Source organism: Brevundimonas diminuta (assembly GCF_039673845.1).
GTDB classification, from domain to species: Bacteria; Pseudomonadota; Alphaproteobacteria; order Caulobacterales; family Caulobacteraceae; genus Brevundimonas; species Brevundimonas diminuta_E.
Window position 1 is genome coordinate 14277 of the sequence record NZ_JBDJMK010000014.1, and the last position, 14002, is coordinate 28278.

The window sequence follows — 14002 nt, forward strand, 5'->3', positions numbered from 1 at the left end:
AGACGCGACGGGGGAGCCATGGCAGGCTTGAGCGAAGATCTGAGCTCACATGCGTTCGCATGAGAGCCGATTTCGCTCTATGAGGCGCATCCGACTTCTCCTTCGCCCTGCGTGAGCCGACATGACGACCTTCTCCTTCGACGCCCAGGTCACCGCCGCCCTGTTCGACAAGACGGGCGCGATCTTCGCCCTCGGCGACGGCTCGGTGCGGTTCGAGAGCGGCGCCCGCAGCGAGGTCCATGACGGCGCGGTCCTGTGCGCCTGCATCCACCCCTCGGGCGAGGGGATCGTCACCGGCGGCGACGACGGCAAGCTGGTCTGGAGCCGCGAGGGCGAGGCCGTCCTGCTGGCCCAGACCAAGGGCCAATGGATCGACGCCGTCGCCGCTTCGGCCGAGTCCGGCCTGATCGCCTTCTCCTCGGGCCGGACGCTGAGCGTTCTGGACAGCAAGGACCCGCACTTCCGCCGCGACTTCCAGCACGAGCGCACCGTCTCGGGCGTGGCCTTCGATCCCAAGGGGCGCCGCATCGCCGCCTCGACCTATGGCGGCGCCTGGCTGTGGTACGCCCGCATCGAGCAGCAGCAGCCGACCAAACTAGCCTGGGCCGGGTCGCACCTGGCGGTCGGCTTCTCGACCGACGGCGCCTATGTCGTCACCTCCATGCAGGACAACCAGTTGCACGGCTGGCGTCTGAAGGATCAGAAGAACATGCGGATGGGCGGCTATCCGTCCAAGATCAAGAGCTTCGCCTTCATGGCCAAGGGGCAGCTTCTGGCCACCTCGGGCGCGCAGGGCGTGGTGCTGTGGCCCTTCGTCGGCTCCAACGGGCCGATGGGCCGCGAGGCGACCGAGATCGGCTATGACGAGACGACCCTGATCGCCCAGGTCGCCGCCGCCCCCGCCCATGGCCGTCTGGCGGCGGGGCTGGAGGACGGGCGCGTCTGGTGGGCCGACCCGGCCGGGCGCGGCCTTCAGTTCGTCAAACAGGACAAGGGCGCCCCCATCACCGCCCTGGCCATGAGTTCCGGCGCCGCCCGCATCGCCTGGGCCGACGAGGACGGGCAGGCGGGGGTGGTTTCGCTCTGACCCCTATCCCCCACGCCGTCATCCTCGGGCTTGACCCGAGGATCCAGCCCCTCGACGGTTCTGTGATATTCGTTCAGGCGCCAGCGCTGCTGGTTTCTCGGGTCAAGCCCGAGAATGACGGCGGCTCGGCAAGCGTCGCCGTGATTTCTCAACCTTCCTGAGCCATCCTTCACCCCATGACCCGCGCAAAGGGCCGCAGGCGGCGGCCGATCCTGACCCTGCTGGTGATCCTGGCCCTGTTCCTGCTGGCCGGGGTGGCGGTGCATCGTTTCCTGCCGCCTCTCGCCACGATCCTGATGGTCAAGCAGGCGGCGGCCGGGCATGGCATGGACTACCGCTGGCGCTCCTTGGACCGCATCTCGCCGCGTCTGGTCGAGGCGGTGATCGCCGCCGAGGACGCCCGCTTCTGCCAACACCACGGCTTCGACGTCGAGGCCATCCAGAAGGCGCTTGAGGCTAATGAGCGCGCCGAACAGCGCGGCTCGGGCAAGGTCCGCGGCGGCTCGACCATCAGCCAGCAGACCGCCAAGAACGTCTTCCTGTGGCCCGGCCGCGACTGGGTCCGCAAGGGTCTGGAGGCGGGCTACACCGGCCTGATCGAGATCGGCTGGGGCAAGCGGCGGATCATGGAGATGTATCTGAACGTCGCCGAATGGGCGCCGGGCGTTTACGGCGCCCAGGCCGCCTCGCGCCACTGGTTCAACAAGAGCGCGGACAAGCTGACGGCCAATGAGGCCGCCCGTCTGGCCGCCATCCTGCCCAGCCCGCGCCGCTACAACGCCGCCGCGCCCGGCCCCTATGTCCGTCGTCGGGCGGCGCGCATTCAGGCCGCCATGGGCACGGTGCGCCAACAGGGTCTGGACGCCTGCGTCGACCGCCGTTGAAGCGGGCCGTTTCGCAAGACGGCGTTAACCGTGAATTTGAGGCCAAGCCTTAACCCGCGCCTGTCATGCTGCGTCTGACTGCGGCTCCTTGAGGTCGCGATGCGGAGCGCCGGGGCTTGGCCAGGACGATGGATCGACTGAAACACGCGGCTGCGCGGCTGATGACACGGTTCGCGCGTCAGACCGGGGGCAATGTGGCGATGATGTTCGCCATGGCCCTGCCTGTCCTGCTGATGATCACCTTCGGCGCCATCGACATCCATCAGGCGTCGAAGGTGAAGGCCCAGCTTCAGGACGCGCTGGACGCCGCCGCCTTGGCCGCCGCCCGCTCCAAATACAGCGATACCGACAAGATCAATGAAATCGGCATGGCGGCGCTCAAGGCCAATATGCCGGGCTATTTCACCAAGCCGGGCGACACGGCCTCCTTCGTTCTGGTCGACAACCGCCGGGTGGACGCCACGGCCAAGGTCGATGTGAAGGTCATCATCGCCAATCTGTTCCTGCCGCCCTACGGCAAGCTGCTGGACGACTATCTGCCGGTCAGCACCACTTCGGAAGTCCTGCGCGCCTCGCGCAACGTCGAGGTGGCGATGGTGCTGGACATCACCGGCTCGATGAAGGGCTCGCCGCTGGCCGCGCTTAAGGATGCGGCCAAGGAACTGGTCGGCATCGTGGTGCAGAAGGAGCAGACGCCCTTCACCTCGCGCGTGGCGCTGGTGCCCTATTCGATGGGCGTCAACCTGGGCGAATACGCCGACAAGGCGCGCGGCCCGCTTCAGGGGCCGACGGAGATTCAGAGCGCCGGCTGGGCCGATCCGGCCAAGTCGATCTCACAGGTTCAATCCGGCGTCCTGACGGTGAACAATCACGGCCTGAAAAAGGACGACTATGTCTGGATCAGCGGGGTCGGCAACGCCTCGAACGGGCTGAACGACCGCATTCATCGCGTGGAGTCAGTCAGCGGCTCCACATTCCGGCTGACGGGCTTCTCAGGCAGCGGCAGGTCGAACACTGGCGCGATCCGGCGTTGTTGGGAGGCGACCTGTGAGGTTGTCGTCAACTCTCCGAAGCACACGCTGTCGGCGGGCGATTACGTGAAAATTTCAGGTGTTCAGGGGATGCCCGCGCTCAATACGCTCTTACGGGTCACGGCGCTGGGCGACGACGCCTTCAGAGTCAATCTCGTGGCGCCTGCACAGTCTTCCGTCGGTCGCGGCGGCGCGGTTCAGTGCGGCTATGACGGCTGCGAGCAACGCTATTTCATCGGCCGCAACAGCCGCACGAGGGTCATGGAGCTGCCGTCCAGCACCTGCGTCAGCGAGCGCCAGTGGACGGTAAGGGATGCTCGCGGCAACCTGATTCCGACGGATCACGCCCCGCGCGAAGGCTGGTGGGTCGGGCGTAACTATCCGCATTCCAACAACCGCTGTCTGAGTGACGCGATCACGCCGCTGACGCATCAGGTCGATAGCGCTAGAGGCGTGAAGGGCCTGAACGACCTGATCGACGCCTATCAGCCCGTCGGTTCGACGGCGGGGCAGATCGGGGTGGAGTGGGGCTGGTATGCGGTGTCGCCCAACTTCAACTCCCTCTGGCCTTCCACCAGCCGGGCCGATCCCTATGACTCGTCCAAGACGCTGAAGGCTGTCGTGCTGATGACGGACGGCGAGTTCAACAACCCCTATTGCGAAGGGGTCATATCCTATGACGCGCCTTCCAACGGAAGCGGGGACTTGGCGCATCAGATCGCGTGCAGCGCCCCGAACGGCAACCCGTTCGAGCAGGCTGTGTCTTTGTGCAAGAGCATGAAGGAGCAGAACATCGTCATCTACACCGTCGGCTTCAACCTGAGCCCAAGCCGCGGCAGCCCCGGCGTCGTCGATACGGCGATCGAGGTCATGGAGCAGTGCGCCACGACCAAGGATCACTTCTTCACCCCGAACAGGACCACGGACCTGAAGGAAGCCTTCGCCGCCATCGGCCGCGACATCACCCGACTGCGCATCTCGGGCTGACGCCCTCCGCCTGCGGGCATGACAAAAAGGGCCGGCGGAGCGATCCGCCGGCCCTTCATGTTTTCAGCCCGTCCGCCCGGTCAGATCAGGCGGATCTCCTTCAGCCGCTCGGTCAGGAAGTCCTCGGCCAGGATGGTCTTGCCCGCATAGCGGTCCGGGTTCTCCGCCGTGATCGTCGACGGCAGGGTCTCGATCGGGAAGTCCGGGTTGAAGTGCAGGAAGAAGGGCGTCGAATAGCGGGCGAAGCCGCGACGCTCGGGCGCCGGATTGACCACGCGGTGCGTCGTCGACGGCAGGACGTGGTTGACCAGCCGCTGCAGCATGTCGCCGATGTTGACCACCAGCGCGCCCGGCGGCGGGGCGATGTCCAGCCATTCGCCGTCTGAATCCTTCAACTGCAGCCCGGCCTCTTCGGCGCCCAGCAGCAGGGTGATGACGTTGATGTCCTCATGGGCGCCCGCGCGCACGCCCTCGGCGTCAGCCGGGATCGGCGGGTAGTGAAGCAGGCGCAGCACGCTGTTGCCCAGCTGGACCTTGTCCTCGAAATAGGCGTCGTCCAGCTTCAGATAGCGGGCGATGGCCTTCAGGATGCGGCGGCCCAGTTCGTCCAGGCCTTCGTACAGGCCGTAGACGTGCTCGCGGAAGCCCGCGACCTCGGTCGGCCAGACGTTGTTGCGCATGTATTTCCGATAGGGGTGGCCGTCCGGCAGTTCGCGGCCGGTGTGCCAGAACTCCTTCAGGTCGACGGCCTTGGCGCCCTTGGCCGCCTCGACGCCGAAGGGGGTCAGGCCGCGCGCCCCGCCCGTGCCGGGCTGGTGATACTGGCGCTTCACGTCCTCTGGCAGGGCGAAGAAGGCCTTGGCGTCTGTGACGGCGGCGTCGATCAGACCCTGATCCAGACCGTGGTCGGCGATGACGGCGAAGCCGTAGCGGGAAAACGAGGCGCCCAGGGCGTCGGCGAAGCCCTGGAAGTCGGCGTCATAGCCCTTCATCGACACGGGGACGATGGCGCGGGTCCTGGCCGTGTCTTCAGCAGAGACGGCGGTAAGGGGGGAGGAGGTCACTGTGCGATCAGCCTCTGATGGATGAGCATGATCGCCTTCATACGCCCAATAACGGCGAAAAGGCAGACGGCGGCCGAAACGGCCGTCTTCAGTCCTGCGGAATGACGGCCCGGATGACCCGCGCCGACGACGGGCGCCCGGCGATGCCGCGCCGCGGATCGACCACCACCCGCAGTTCGCCGCTGGCGTAGGTCACTGAGGCGCGCTGGCCCTCGACCACGGTGATGACGCGCAACCGCTCAAGGAAGGGGCGCGCGCTGGGCGAACGGGCGATGCGCACCACCGCGTCGGTGGTGACGATCAGGGCCTCGATGCACAGGGCCTCGGATTCCTCGCCGAAGACGTTGATGCGGACCAGACGGCCCATCGCCTCGGACACCAGACTGCTGCGCCGGGTCATCAGGTTGAACATCTGCACCGGCCCCAGCGAGGGCGGCTCCAGACTGACCGGCGGCCCGGCCAGCGAGACGGGCGATCCGCCCGGCGTGCGCGTCGTATAGACGGTGATGCCGCCGCTGGTGGTGACGCGCAGCACCTGATCGCCCGCGTCGTTGCGATAGATGGTGTCCCCGCGCGGCGCCGACGACGGGCGCAGCGCCCATGTCTCGGTCGAGCGCTCGAACCGCAGCAGGGTCAGCGACCCGGCCTGATCCAGCACAAAGCCCTGACCGGCCTCGGACACATAGCGGCCCGGCGGCGGGGTGGTGCGGATCACCGACTGGTCGCGGATCGCCCGGCTCTGTTCAGCCTGGACGTTGGAGTTGGTTTGCGCCCCGGCCTGGGCCGCCCCCGCCACACAGGCGAGGGCCAGCATCAGGCGGGCGACGCCGTGCAGGCGTGCGACCGTCGCGGCGCCAGGCGTCGCGACGGCAAGGGGGGGCGGCTTCTCCGCCACAACCTCGACCTTTGCTGTCATGACAACTGTCGTGAAACGCCCGAACGGCGGATTTTGGGCGAACGAAGCTTAACCAACCAGGTACTGTCCGCCATTGAGAGACAGGGTGCAGCCTGTGACATATCCGGCACGCTCGCCTGACAGCCACGACACCATGTCGGCGATCTCCTCGCCCTTGCCCAGACGGCCGACGGGAATCTGGGCCACGATGGCGTCCAGCACCTTCTGATCCATGGCGCCGACCATTTCAGTGTCGATATAGCCCGGCGCGATGCAATTGACGGTCACGCCCTTGCGCGCGTTCTCCAGCGCCAGCGCCTTGGTGAAGCCGATCATCCCGGCCTTGGCGGCGGAATAGTTGGTCTGGCCGATCTGGCCCTTCTGGCCGTTGATCGAGGAGATGTTGACGATGCGGCCGAAGCCCCGGTCGCGCATGCCGTTGATGACCTGGCGCGTCATGTTGAACACGCTGTCCATGTTGACGCGGATCACGTCGGACCACTGATCGGCGCTCATCTTGTGGAAGAAGCCGTCGCGGGTGATGCCCGCATTGTTCACCAGCACGTCGATCGGGCCCAGCTGCGCCTCGACCTCCTGCACCGCCCGGGTGCAGTCGTCGAACGAGCCGACGTTGCCCTTGACCACCATGACGCCCAGTTCGCGGGCGGTGGCCTCTGCGGCTTCGGTGTTGCCGGAATAGCCGGCGGCGACCTGAAACCCGTCTTCCTTCAGCCGTTGAACGATCGCCTTGCCGATGCCCCGGGTGCCCCCGGTGACGAATGCGGTACGCGTCATGACCTCTCCCTGTGCTGTGCGGCGGCCGTCGTGTCGTCGCGATGCGGTCCACCCATCTTGGTTACCAGCCTTAGCGCGACCGGCGTCCGACGAGAAGGCGGGGTTATGTCATGGCGACGTTGCGGCCTTGTCAAAGACGGCGCGGCGACGCACATTCGCCGTTCCATCAGCCTCCAGATTGGGCGGCGGATGTGGCGCGATCATCTCACCATCGGACACGATCCCGTGTCCGGCGTCGGTTCAGCCCTTCAGCCGCGCGATCAGCGCCTGCGCCGCCGCCGGATTACGCACCTTGGCCCCCGAAATGAAATAGGCGAACACATCCCCGCGCCCGGCCCAGCCGCGCGCCTGTTTGGCCACGGCGTCCAGCTCGTCGGCCGTCATGCCCGTCGGCTCGTCCTCGCGGCTGGACATCAGCCGGGCATAGGTAAAATCAGACGTTTCTTCGTCGATCTGAGGCCAGGTCGGCTCCTCGTCGTCGACCGCATAGACGATGGCCGCCCCATACTTCCGCGCCAGATCATGGAATTGTTCGGTGGCGAAGGTCGGGTTGCGTACCTCCAGCGCGTGCCGCAGCCGCACCCCGTCCTTCTCCTTGGGCAGCAGTTTCAGAAAGCCCTCGAAGTCCTCGGGATCGAACTTTTTCGTCCCCATGAACTGCCAGTTGATCGGCCCCAGCTTGTCGCCCAGCACCGTCAGCCCCTGCGACAGGAACCGCTCAAAACTCTCGGCGCCGTCGGCTAGAACCTTGCGATTGGTGCAATAGCGGCTGGCCTTGACCGAAAAGACGAAACCGTCCGGCGTCTCATCGCGCCATTTCGCCCAGCTGTCGGGCTTGAAGGTCGAATAATAGGTGCCGTTGATCTCGATCGAGGTCAGCGCCCGGCTGGCGAACTCCAGCTCCCGCTTCTGCACCAGCCCCTGCGGATAGAAGACCCCCCGCCACGGCTCAAAGGTCCAGCCGCCGACGCCGATATGGATGGACCCTGTCATGGCTGCGCCTCCTGATGCAGGCCGCTTTGATCGCAGAAATCACCGGGGGCGGCTACGGGATCCGTGTGTATGAAGGCTGACAGAAGTAATGTCAGATGAGAAGGTCGGCCCTCGTCACTGATAGGGACTAGATTGGCGCTTAATCTTACTTGCTTTTCATACCCGCAGAAATCTCCGAAAACCCCCAGATGGCGGTTGGCAGCCCCAGAAATGCTGCTGCGCAAATATAAAGAACAACAAAGCCGTTGTTTGTGAGATCAATATAATTCTCACCTACATAGGCCATGAGGAAAATTGGCCCAAAAAATACAATCAGCCAGAGTCCATTCTTATTTCTTTTTTAAGAATGAAATCAATTTTGTAATATAAGTACAAAGCAAAAGCTAATAGCGCGAAAAGTATTACAAAATTTATGAGGGAATTGTTCACTAGTAATCGCGATATGAAAATGTTTTAGTGCTTGTTCTGATGTAATTGTTGTGGTTTTCGCAAGCCTGCGAGCCTAGTATCTTCAAAAAATGCCGTGCGTCAGTCAACCCTTTACGTCTGTCTTCAGGCGCAGGGACGGTAGCGATCCGTCTCGCGCGGGTCTATAGCGCCCGCCTGACCGGAGTGCTGCGCGCGTGTTTGAACTGACGCCTGAGATCATCGCCCTGTTGGGCGTCGCGTCGGTGATCGCCGGCTTCATCGACGCCATCGCCGGGGGCGGGGGGCTGATCTCGCTGCCGGCCCTGCTGTCGGTGGGGCTGAACCCGGTCGCCGCCATCGCCACCAATAAGGTTCAGGGCAGCGTCGGTACGGCCAGCGCCCTGTGGAATTTCTGGCGCAAGGGGCGCGTCGATTTCCGCCTGATCCGCTGGCCTCTGGCGCTGGTCGCGGTTGGAGCGGGGCTGGGCGCCTTCGCCGTGACCCTGGTGGATACGCGCTGGCTGATGGTGCTGCTGCCGGTGCTGCTGGTCGGCATCGCCCTTTATTTCCTGCTCGGCCCCAAGGCGGCGGACGAGGACGCCCACGCCCGGCTGACGCCGCTGGCTTATGCCTTCGTGGCGGGGGGGATCGGCTTTTACGACGGCTTCTTCGGGCCGGGAACGGGGTCGTTCTTCGCGCTCAGCCTCGTCATGTTGCTGGGCATGGGGCTGACGCGGGCGACGGCGCACACCAAGGCGCTGAACCTGATGAGCAATGTCGTCGGCATCGTCGTTCTGGCCGTCGGCGGCCACATTGTCTGGGCGCTGGCCGGGATCATGGCGGTGGGTCAGTTCATCGGCGGGCGGCTGGGCTCGCACGCGGCCATGCGCTTCGGCCCGCGCCTGATCCGGCCGCTGCTGGTGGTGATCTCTCTGGCGATGACGGCGCGGCTGCTGTCCGACCCCGCCAATCCGCTCAGGACCATGATCGCGGGCTGGCTGGGCCTTTAATAGGCGCAGTCGCGATAGACGCGGCTGATGTCGCCGCCCCATTCGCCGTTGTACAGTTCCAGCAACCGGTCGGCCGAGGTCACGCCGCTGTCGGCGATGTCTTCCAGTTCGGTGATGTAGCCGCGCTCGTCCACCATGCCGCCCGAGAACCGAGCCCGGTTCTTCAGGCCCTGCTTGGCGATGTTGACCATGTCGACGGCGATGTCGCGCACGCTGCGGCCGTTGACCTCGGCTTTCAGGCCCAGTCGCGTCACGTCGCGGCGCAGGCGCTCGTGGTCGGCGATGTCCCAGTCCTTGCACAGGTCCCATGCCGCCGCCAGCGACGGCGCATCATAGAAGATCCCGGCCCACAGGGCGGGCAGGGCGCAGATGCGGCTCCACGGCCCGCCGTCGGCGCCGCGCATCTCCAGATACTGTTTCAGACGCACTTCAGGGAACAGGGTGGTCAGGTGGTCGGCCCAGTCCTGAACTGTGGCCCGATCGCCGGGCAGGGCGTCCAGTTTTCCGTCCATGAAGGCGCGGAAGGACTGGCCCGACAGGTCGACATAGGTCTCGCCGCGCTTGGCGAAATACATCGGCGCATCCAGCGCATAGTCGGCATAGCGCTCATACCCGAAGCCGTCCTCGAACACGAAGTCCAGCATCCCGGTGCGGTCCGGGTCGGTGTCGGTCCAGACATTGGCGCGCGCCGACAGGAAGCCGTTCGGCTTGCCTTCGGTGAAGGGGCTGTTGGCGAACAGGGCCGTGGCGATGGGTTGCAGCGCCAGCGACGTGCGGAACTTCAGCACCATGTCGGCCTCGCTGTCGAAGTCGAGGTTGGCCTGAATGGTGCAGGTCCGCAGCATCATATCCAGACCCAGCTTGCCCTTCTTGGGCATGTAGGCGCGCATGACGTCATAGCGGCCCTTGGGCATGACGGGGATGTCCTCACGCCGCCACATCGGGTCGAAGCCCAGGCCCAGGAAGCCCAGATTCAGCTGGTCCGCGACCTGTTTGACCTCCATCAGATGCTGGCCGGTCTCGTTGCAGATGTCGTGGATGTCTTTCAGCGGGGCGCCCGACAGTTCGAACTGTCCGCCCGGCTCCAGGCTGATCGAGGCGCTGAAGCCCTCGGCGTTCTTTCTTTCCAGAGCGATGACGTGACCGGCTTCCTCGACCGGCGTCCAGCCGAAGCGCGTCAGCCCGTCCAGCATGGCCTTGATGCCGCCGGGGCCTTCATAGGCCGGGCGCCGCAGGGTCGATTTGTCGAAGCCGAACTTCTCGTGCTCCGCGCCGATGCGCCATTGATCGCGGGGCTTCTCGCCCTTCGACATGGCGTGGATCAGCTGGTCTCTGGAAAGGGGCGCCGTGTCGGACATCTGTAACCTCTGCTGTCGCGGCTAGATGGGCCAGCCGTCGGCCATGCTCAAGGGGGGCGGCGGAAACTTCTAACGATCCCAGTCGCCGACCGCCGCCTGCCACAGCGTCATGGCGGCGATGGCGGCGGTGTCGGCCCGCAGGATGCGCGGCCCCAGCGAGACGGCGGTGGTGAAGGGCAGGGCCCGCAGCCGTTCGCCTTCCTCCGGCGAAAACCCGCCCTCCGGACCGATCAGAATAGCCCACCGACCTTCTCCCTCCCCGGGACGGGGAGGGTGGTCGAGCCCTTCAGGGCGAGACCGGGTGGGGAGGGCCTGGTGATCCGGCACGCCCCCCGTCGCCCCCACCCCGTCGTCGCTGCGCGCCGACGACCCTCCCCACAAGGGGGAGGGAGAAAACGGCGTCAACGCGGTGATGGCGGGCGCGCCGCCCGTCTCATCACAGAACATCAGCCGCCGCCCGTCCTCCCAGCCGTCCAGCAGGGCGTCCAGCTTCACCGGATCGTCCACCACCGGCACGTCCAGACGGCCGGTCTGCTCGGCGGCCTCCTCGGCGATGGCGTCCAGCCGGTCCAGCCGCAGCCGGTCGGCGTTGGTGCGCTGGGTCAGCACCAGCCGCACCCGCTTGGCGCCCAGTTCGGCGGCCTTCTCGACGATGGTCTCGACGCGGGCCTTCTTCACCACGGCGACGATCAGCTCCAGATCGGGGCCATAAGTCTGCGGCCGGGTCTGTTCCTCGGCGCGCAGGATGACGCCCTTCTTCAGCACCTCGGCGACGCTGACGCGCCACTCGCCGTTGCGGCCGTTGAAGACCAGCAGTTCGTCGCCCGCCTTCAAGCGCATCACCTGCGTCAGATAGCGCGACTGGTCGAGCGTGGGCGCCACGGCGGCGCCGGGGGCGAGGTCGCCCTGAACATGAAGACGGATCATGGCGTCTGCATATCGCGCTTTCATGACGACGACCAAGCGCGGCGATCGACTGAAGTCGGCGGGAACGCGGCGGTTCGGCCTGCGTTCGTCTGTGATGTTCACAACCTTGGCCGTAGCGGCGCGCGATCGAAAACGTCTGGCCGAGATTTCCGGCGTCGCCGCCCGCTTCGGGCTGGAGGCCGTGCTGCTGCGCCTCGGCCTCGGCGGCGGGAGCGAGGATGAGGCCGAGGGGCCAGAGCCCCTGTCCCGCCGCACCCGTCAGGCGCTGGAGGCGCTGGGCCCCACCTTCGTCAAGCTGGGCCAGATCCTGTCCACCCGCTCGGACCTGCTGCCCGCCGACTGGATCATCGAGTTCGAACAGCTTCAGAGCGCCGGCCCCACCCTCGACTTCGAGACGCTGCGGCCCGAGGTCGAGGCTGCGCTGGGCGGGCCGCCGGAACAGGTCTTCGCCCGGTTCGACACGGCGCCGCTGGCCGCCGCCTCCATCGCCCAGGTGCACCGCGCCGCCCTGCACGACGGAACCGAGGTGGTGGTCAAGATCCGCCGCCCCGGCGTGCGTCCGCGCGTCGAGGCCGACCTGCGCCTGATCGCCGAACTGGCCCGCCGCGCCGAACAGTCCAGCGCCGGCATCGCCCGCTATCGCCCGCGCGCCCTGATCGCCCAGCTGACCGAGGCCATGCTGGACGAACTGGACTTCACGACCGAGGGCCGCAACGTCGACCGCTTCGCCGCCGACTTCGCCAAGAACCGCGATGTCGTCATTCCCGCTGTCTATTGGGAACACACGACCGACAGCGTGCTGGTGCAGGACTATATCGACGGGGTGGCGCCGATCGACGCGGCGCGGCTGAGGGCGGCGGGCATCGACCCGCACCGACTGGCCCGCGTCGGCGCCGAGGCGGTGCTGGACATGGTGCTGGTCAACGGCCGCTTCCACGCCGATCCGCACCCCGGCAATCTGCGCGGCCTGCCCGGCGACCGGGTGGGGCTGCTGGACTTCGGCATGGTCGGGACCGTCACCCCGCGCCGCCGGGCCGAGCTGATCAGTTTCGTCCAGTCGCTGGCCTCCGGCGACGGCGCCCGCATGGCCGAGGTGCTGGCTGACTGGACCGAGGGAACTGATGTCTCGCGCACCAGCCTGACCGCCGGGGCCGAACGGCTGATCGCCCGCCACGGTCAGGGCGCGGTCGACCTGCCCGCCATCGTCGCCGATCTGATGGGCCTGATGCGGCAGGAACGGGTGGCCGCCCCGCCCGATCTGGTGCTGATCCTCAAGGCGCTGGTGACGATCGAGGGGGTGCTGTCGCGCGTCGATCCCGAATTCGATCTGGTCCGGACGATGAAGGGCGCCTGGAGCCGCGCCCTGTTTTCCAGCCGCAGCCCTGAGGCTCTGCGCAACCGCCTGATCGGCGCCCTGCTGGACCTGTCGGCCGCCAGTGACGACCTGCCCCGCCTGCTGCGCGCCGCCTCGCGCCGCCTGACGGCCGACCCTGTCGTCCACACGACGTCAGACAGGCAAACCGCCCGGTCGATCCTCTCGGCCGGGCGGTGGATCGCCGCTTCGATTGTGTTCGCCGGCGCGCTGATCGCGGGCGCCCTGCTGTTAGGCTGAGGCCGGCTGCTTCAATATGGTGAAGCGGTGCGACAGGCCGATAGCGCCGATGGAGGCGTCTTCAGCCACTTCGATAGGGCGGCAATTTTCACGCTCGATAATCTCGAAGATGGCGTCCTGCGGCAGGGCGTGCATTTCCATGTCGCCTGTCTTGTGAGCCAGATAGTCTTTCACGGAAAAACGCTCACGCATGAGGGTGGGCATCTGGACGATGGCGACACCGCCCGGACGGAGCGCCCGCAGAAGACGCGTAAAAGCATAGGCCATGATCGGCGGCGGATTATGCTGGAGCACGATCAGGGAAATGATGAAGTCATAGCCGTTCGCCTTGTCCAGGTCGCGAAGGTCGCGCAAGTGGACGAAGTCGATGTTCTTCAGGCCTTCAGCGACGGCGCGCTCCTGCGCCAGTTTGAGATGACCCGGCGAGATGTCCATGGAGGTGACACGTTTGGCCATCCGCGCCAGCGGCATGGACAGCCGACCGACGCCGCACCCGAAATCCAGAGCCTGTTCAAAGCCTGTTGATTTCATCCCCGCGCGCTTGAGCGTGTTGAGTACGCGATCAAGGTTGTGAACGCCGCTGGCATAGAAGCTGTCTATGTTGGCGTTGATGTTTTCCGGGGTGTATTTTTCATGGGTCAGAACAGACCAGTGCGGGGCTTCCTCGCCGAACTTGCTCCAGGTCCGCGCGGTTTCTGCAAGCATGGCTTCCAGCTCCTGCGGTGAACAATCGATTTCGATGTCGAGAACGGTCTGGTCGGTGAACCGGCCGATGGCCAGCGCCATGCCCGCTTTCTGTCTGAACTCGTCTGAGGACAGAAAGGCTCTGCGGAGGTCCTGAAGGGATTTGTGCTTGAGGTGGGGTTCCAGGGCGAGGTCGTTTTCGACCTCACGACCCAGAATGTAGCGATACGCGTTACGGATATCGTCTTTGCTTATCACGCAAACCTC

At 65.8% G+C, this 14002-nt stretch carries 12 protein-coding genes; 5 read left to right on the plus strand and 7 right to left on the minus strand.

Annotated elements, in window-relative coordinates; all coding sequences use genetic code 11:
- Positions 1–121: 121 nt before the first annotated feature.
- From ABE454_RS15065 to ABE454_RS15075, 3 genes are all read left to right on the plus strand, one after another.
- Positions 122–1087, plus strand: coding sequence for a WD40 repeat domain-containing protein (locus ABE454_RS15065; protein ID WP_346532922.1), 966 nt, complete (start codon positions 122–124; stop codon positions 1085–1087).
- Positions 1088–1263: 176 nt separating this feature from the next.
- A complete protein-coding gene (gene mtgA, locus ABE454_RS15070; RefSeq protein ID WP_346532923.1) occupies positions 1264–1971 on the plus strand; it encodes a monofunctional biosynthetic peptidoglycan transglycosylase in 708 nt (235 codons plus the stop codon).
- 128 nt (positions 1972–2099) lie between these two features.
- Positions 2100–3989, plus strand: a complete 1890-nt coding sequence (locus tag ABE454_RS15075; RefSeq protein ID WP_346532924.1) for a pilus assembly protein TadG-related protein — start codon at positions 2100–2102, stop codon at positions 3987–3989.
- A gap of 80 nt (positions 3990–4069) precedes the next feature.
- Here ABE454_RS15075 and ABE454_RS15080 read toward each other — a convergent pair whose 3' ends face one another.
- The 4 genes from ABE454_RS15080 to ABE454_RS15095 all read right to left on the minus strand — a co-directional run bounded on the left by ABE454_RS15080 (position 4070) and on the right by ABE454_RS15095 (position 7736).
- Positions 4070–4981 carry an isopenicillin N synthase family dioxygenase gene (locus ABE454_RS15080; RefSeq protein WP_346532978.1) on the minus strand — a complete coding sequence of 304 codons (912 nt, stop codon included), beginning with the start codon at positions 4979–4981 and terminating at the stop codon, positions 4070–4072.
- 160 nt (positions 4982–5141) lie between these two features.
- The gene (locus ABE454_RS15085; RefSeq protein WP_346532925.1) at positions 5142–5969 is read right to left on the minus strand and encodes a DUF4908 domain-containing protein; all 828 of its coding nucleotides are present in this window, start codon (positions 5967–5969) and stop codon (positions 5142–5144) included.
- Positions 5970–6017: 48 nt separating this feature from the next.
- Entirely contained in the window at positions 6018–6743 is a 726-nt protein-coding gene (gene phbB, locus ABE454_RS15090) for an acetoacetyl-CoA reductase (protein WP_346532926.1), read from the minus strand.
- A gap of 240 nt (positions 6744–6983) precedes the next feature.
- Positions 6984–7736 carry a DUF72 domain-containing protein gene (locus ABE454_RS15095; RefSeq protein WP_346532927.1) on the minus strand — a complete coding sequence of 251 codons (753 nt, stop codon included), beginning with the start codon at positions 7734–7736 and terminating at the stop codon, positions 6984–6986.
- A 623-nt stretch (positions 7737–8359) separates the two neighbouring features.
- Between ABE454_RS15095 and ABE454_RS15100 the strand changes: the two genes are divergently transcribed.
- A complete protein-coding gene (locus ABE454_RS15100; RefSeq protein WP_346532928.1) occupies positions 8360–9154 on the plus strand; it encodes a TSUP family transporter in 795 nt (264 codons plus the stop codon).
- Here ABE454_RS15100 and ABE454_RS15105 read toward each other — a convergent pair.
- Both ABE454_RS15105 and ABE454_RS15110 read right to left on the minus strand, forming a co-directional pair.
- Positions 9151–10512, minus strand: a complete 1362-nt coding sequence (locus tag ABE454_RS15105) for a glutamate--cysteine ligase (protein WP_346532929.1) — start codon at positions 10510–10512, stop codon at positions 9151–9153. The two genes, ABE454_RS15100 and ABE454_RS15105, sit on opposite strands and share 4 nt — an antisense overlap.
- A gap of 69 nt (positions 10513–10581) precedes the next feature.
- Positions 10582–11439: a 16S rRNA (uracil(1498)-N(3))-methyltransferase gene (locus ABE454_RS15110; RefSeq protein WP_346532930.1), complete on the minus strand. Its 858-nt coding sequence runs from the start codon at positions 11437–11439 to the stop codon at positions 10582–10584.
- Here ABE454_RS15110 and ABE454_RS15115 point away from each other — a divergent pair.
- The gene (locus ABE454_RS15115; RefSeq protein ID WP_346532931.1) at positions 11438–13051 is read left to right on the plus strand and encodes an ABC1 kinase family protein; all 1614 of its coding nucleotides are present in this window, start codon (positions 11438–11440) and stop codon (positions 13049–13051) included. The two genes, ABE454_RS15110 and ABE454_RS15115, sit on opposite strands and share 2 nt — an antisense overlap.
- On the opposite strand, the gene ABE454_RS15120 is transcribed toward ABE454_RS15115, so the two are convergent.
- Positions 13043–13993: a class I SAM-dependent methyltransferase gene (locus tag ABE454_RS15120; protein WP_346532932.1), complete on the minus strand. Its 951-nt coding sequence runs from the start codon at positions 13991–13993 to the stop codon at positions 13043–13045. The genes ABE454_RS15115 and ABE454_RS15120 overlap by 9 nt on opposite strands.
- Between the last annotated feature and the right edge of the window lie 9 nt (positions 13994–14002).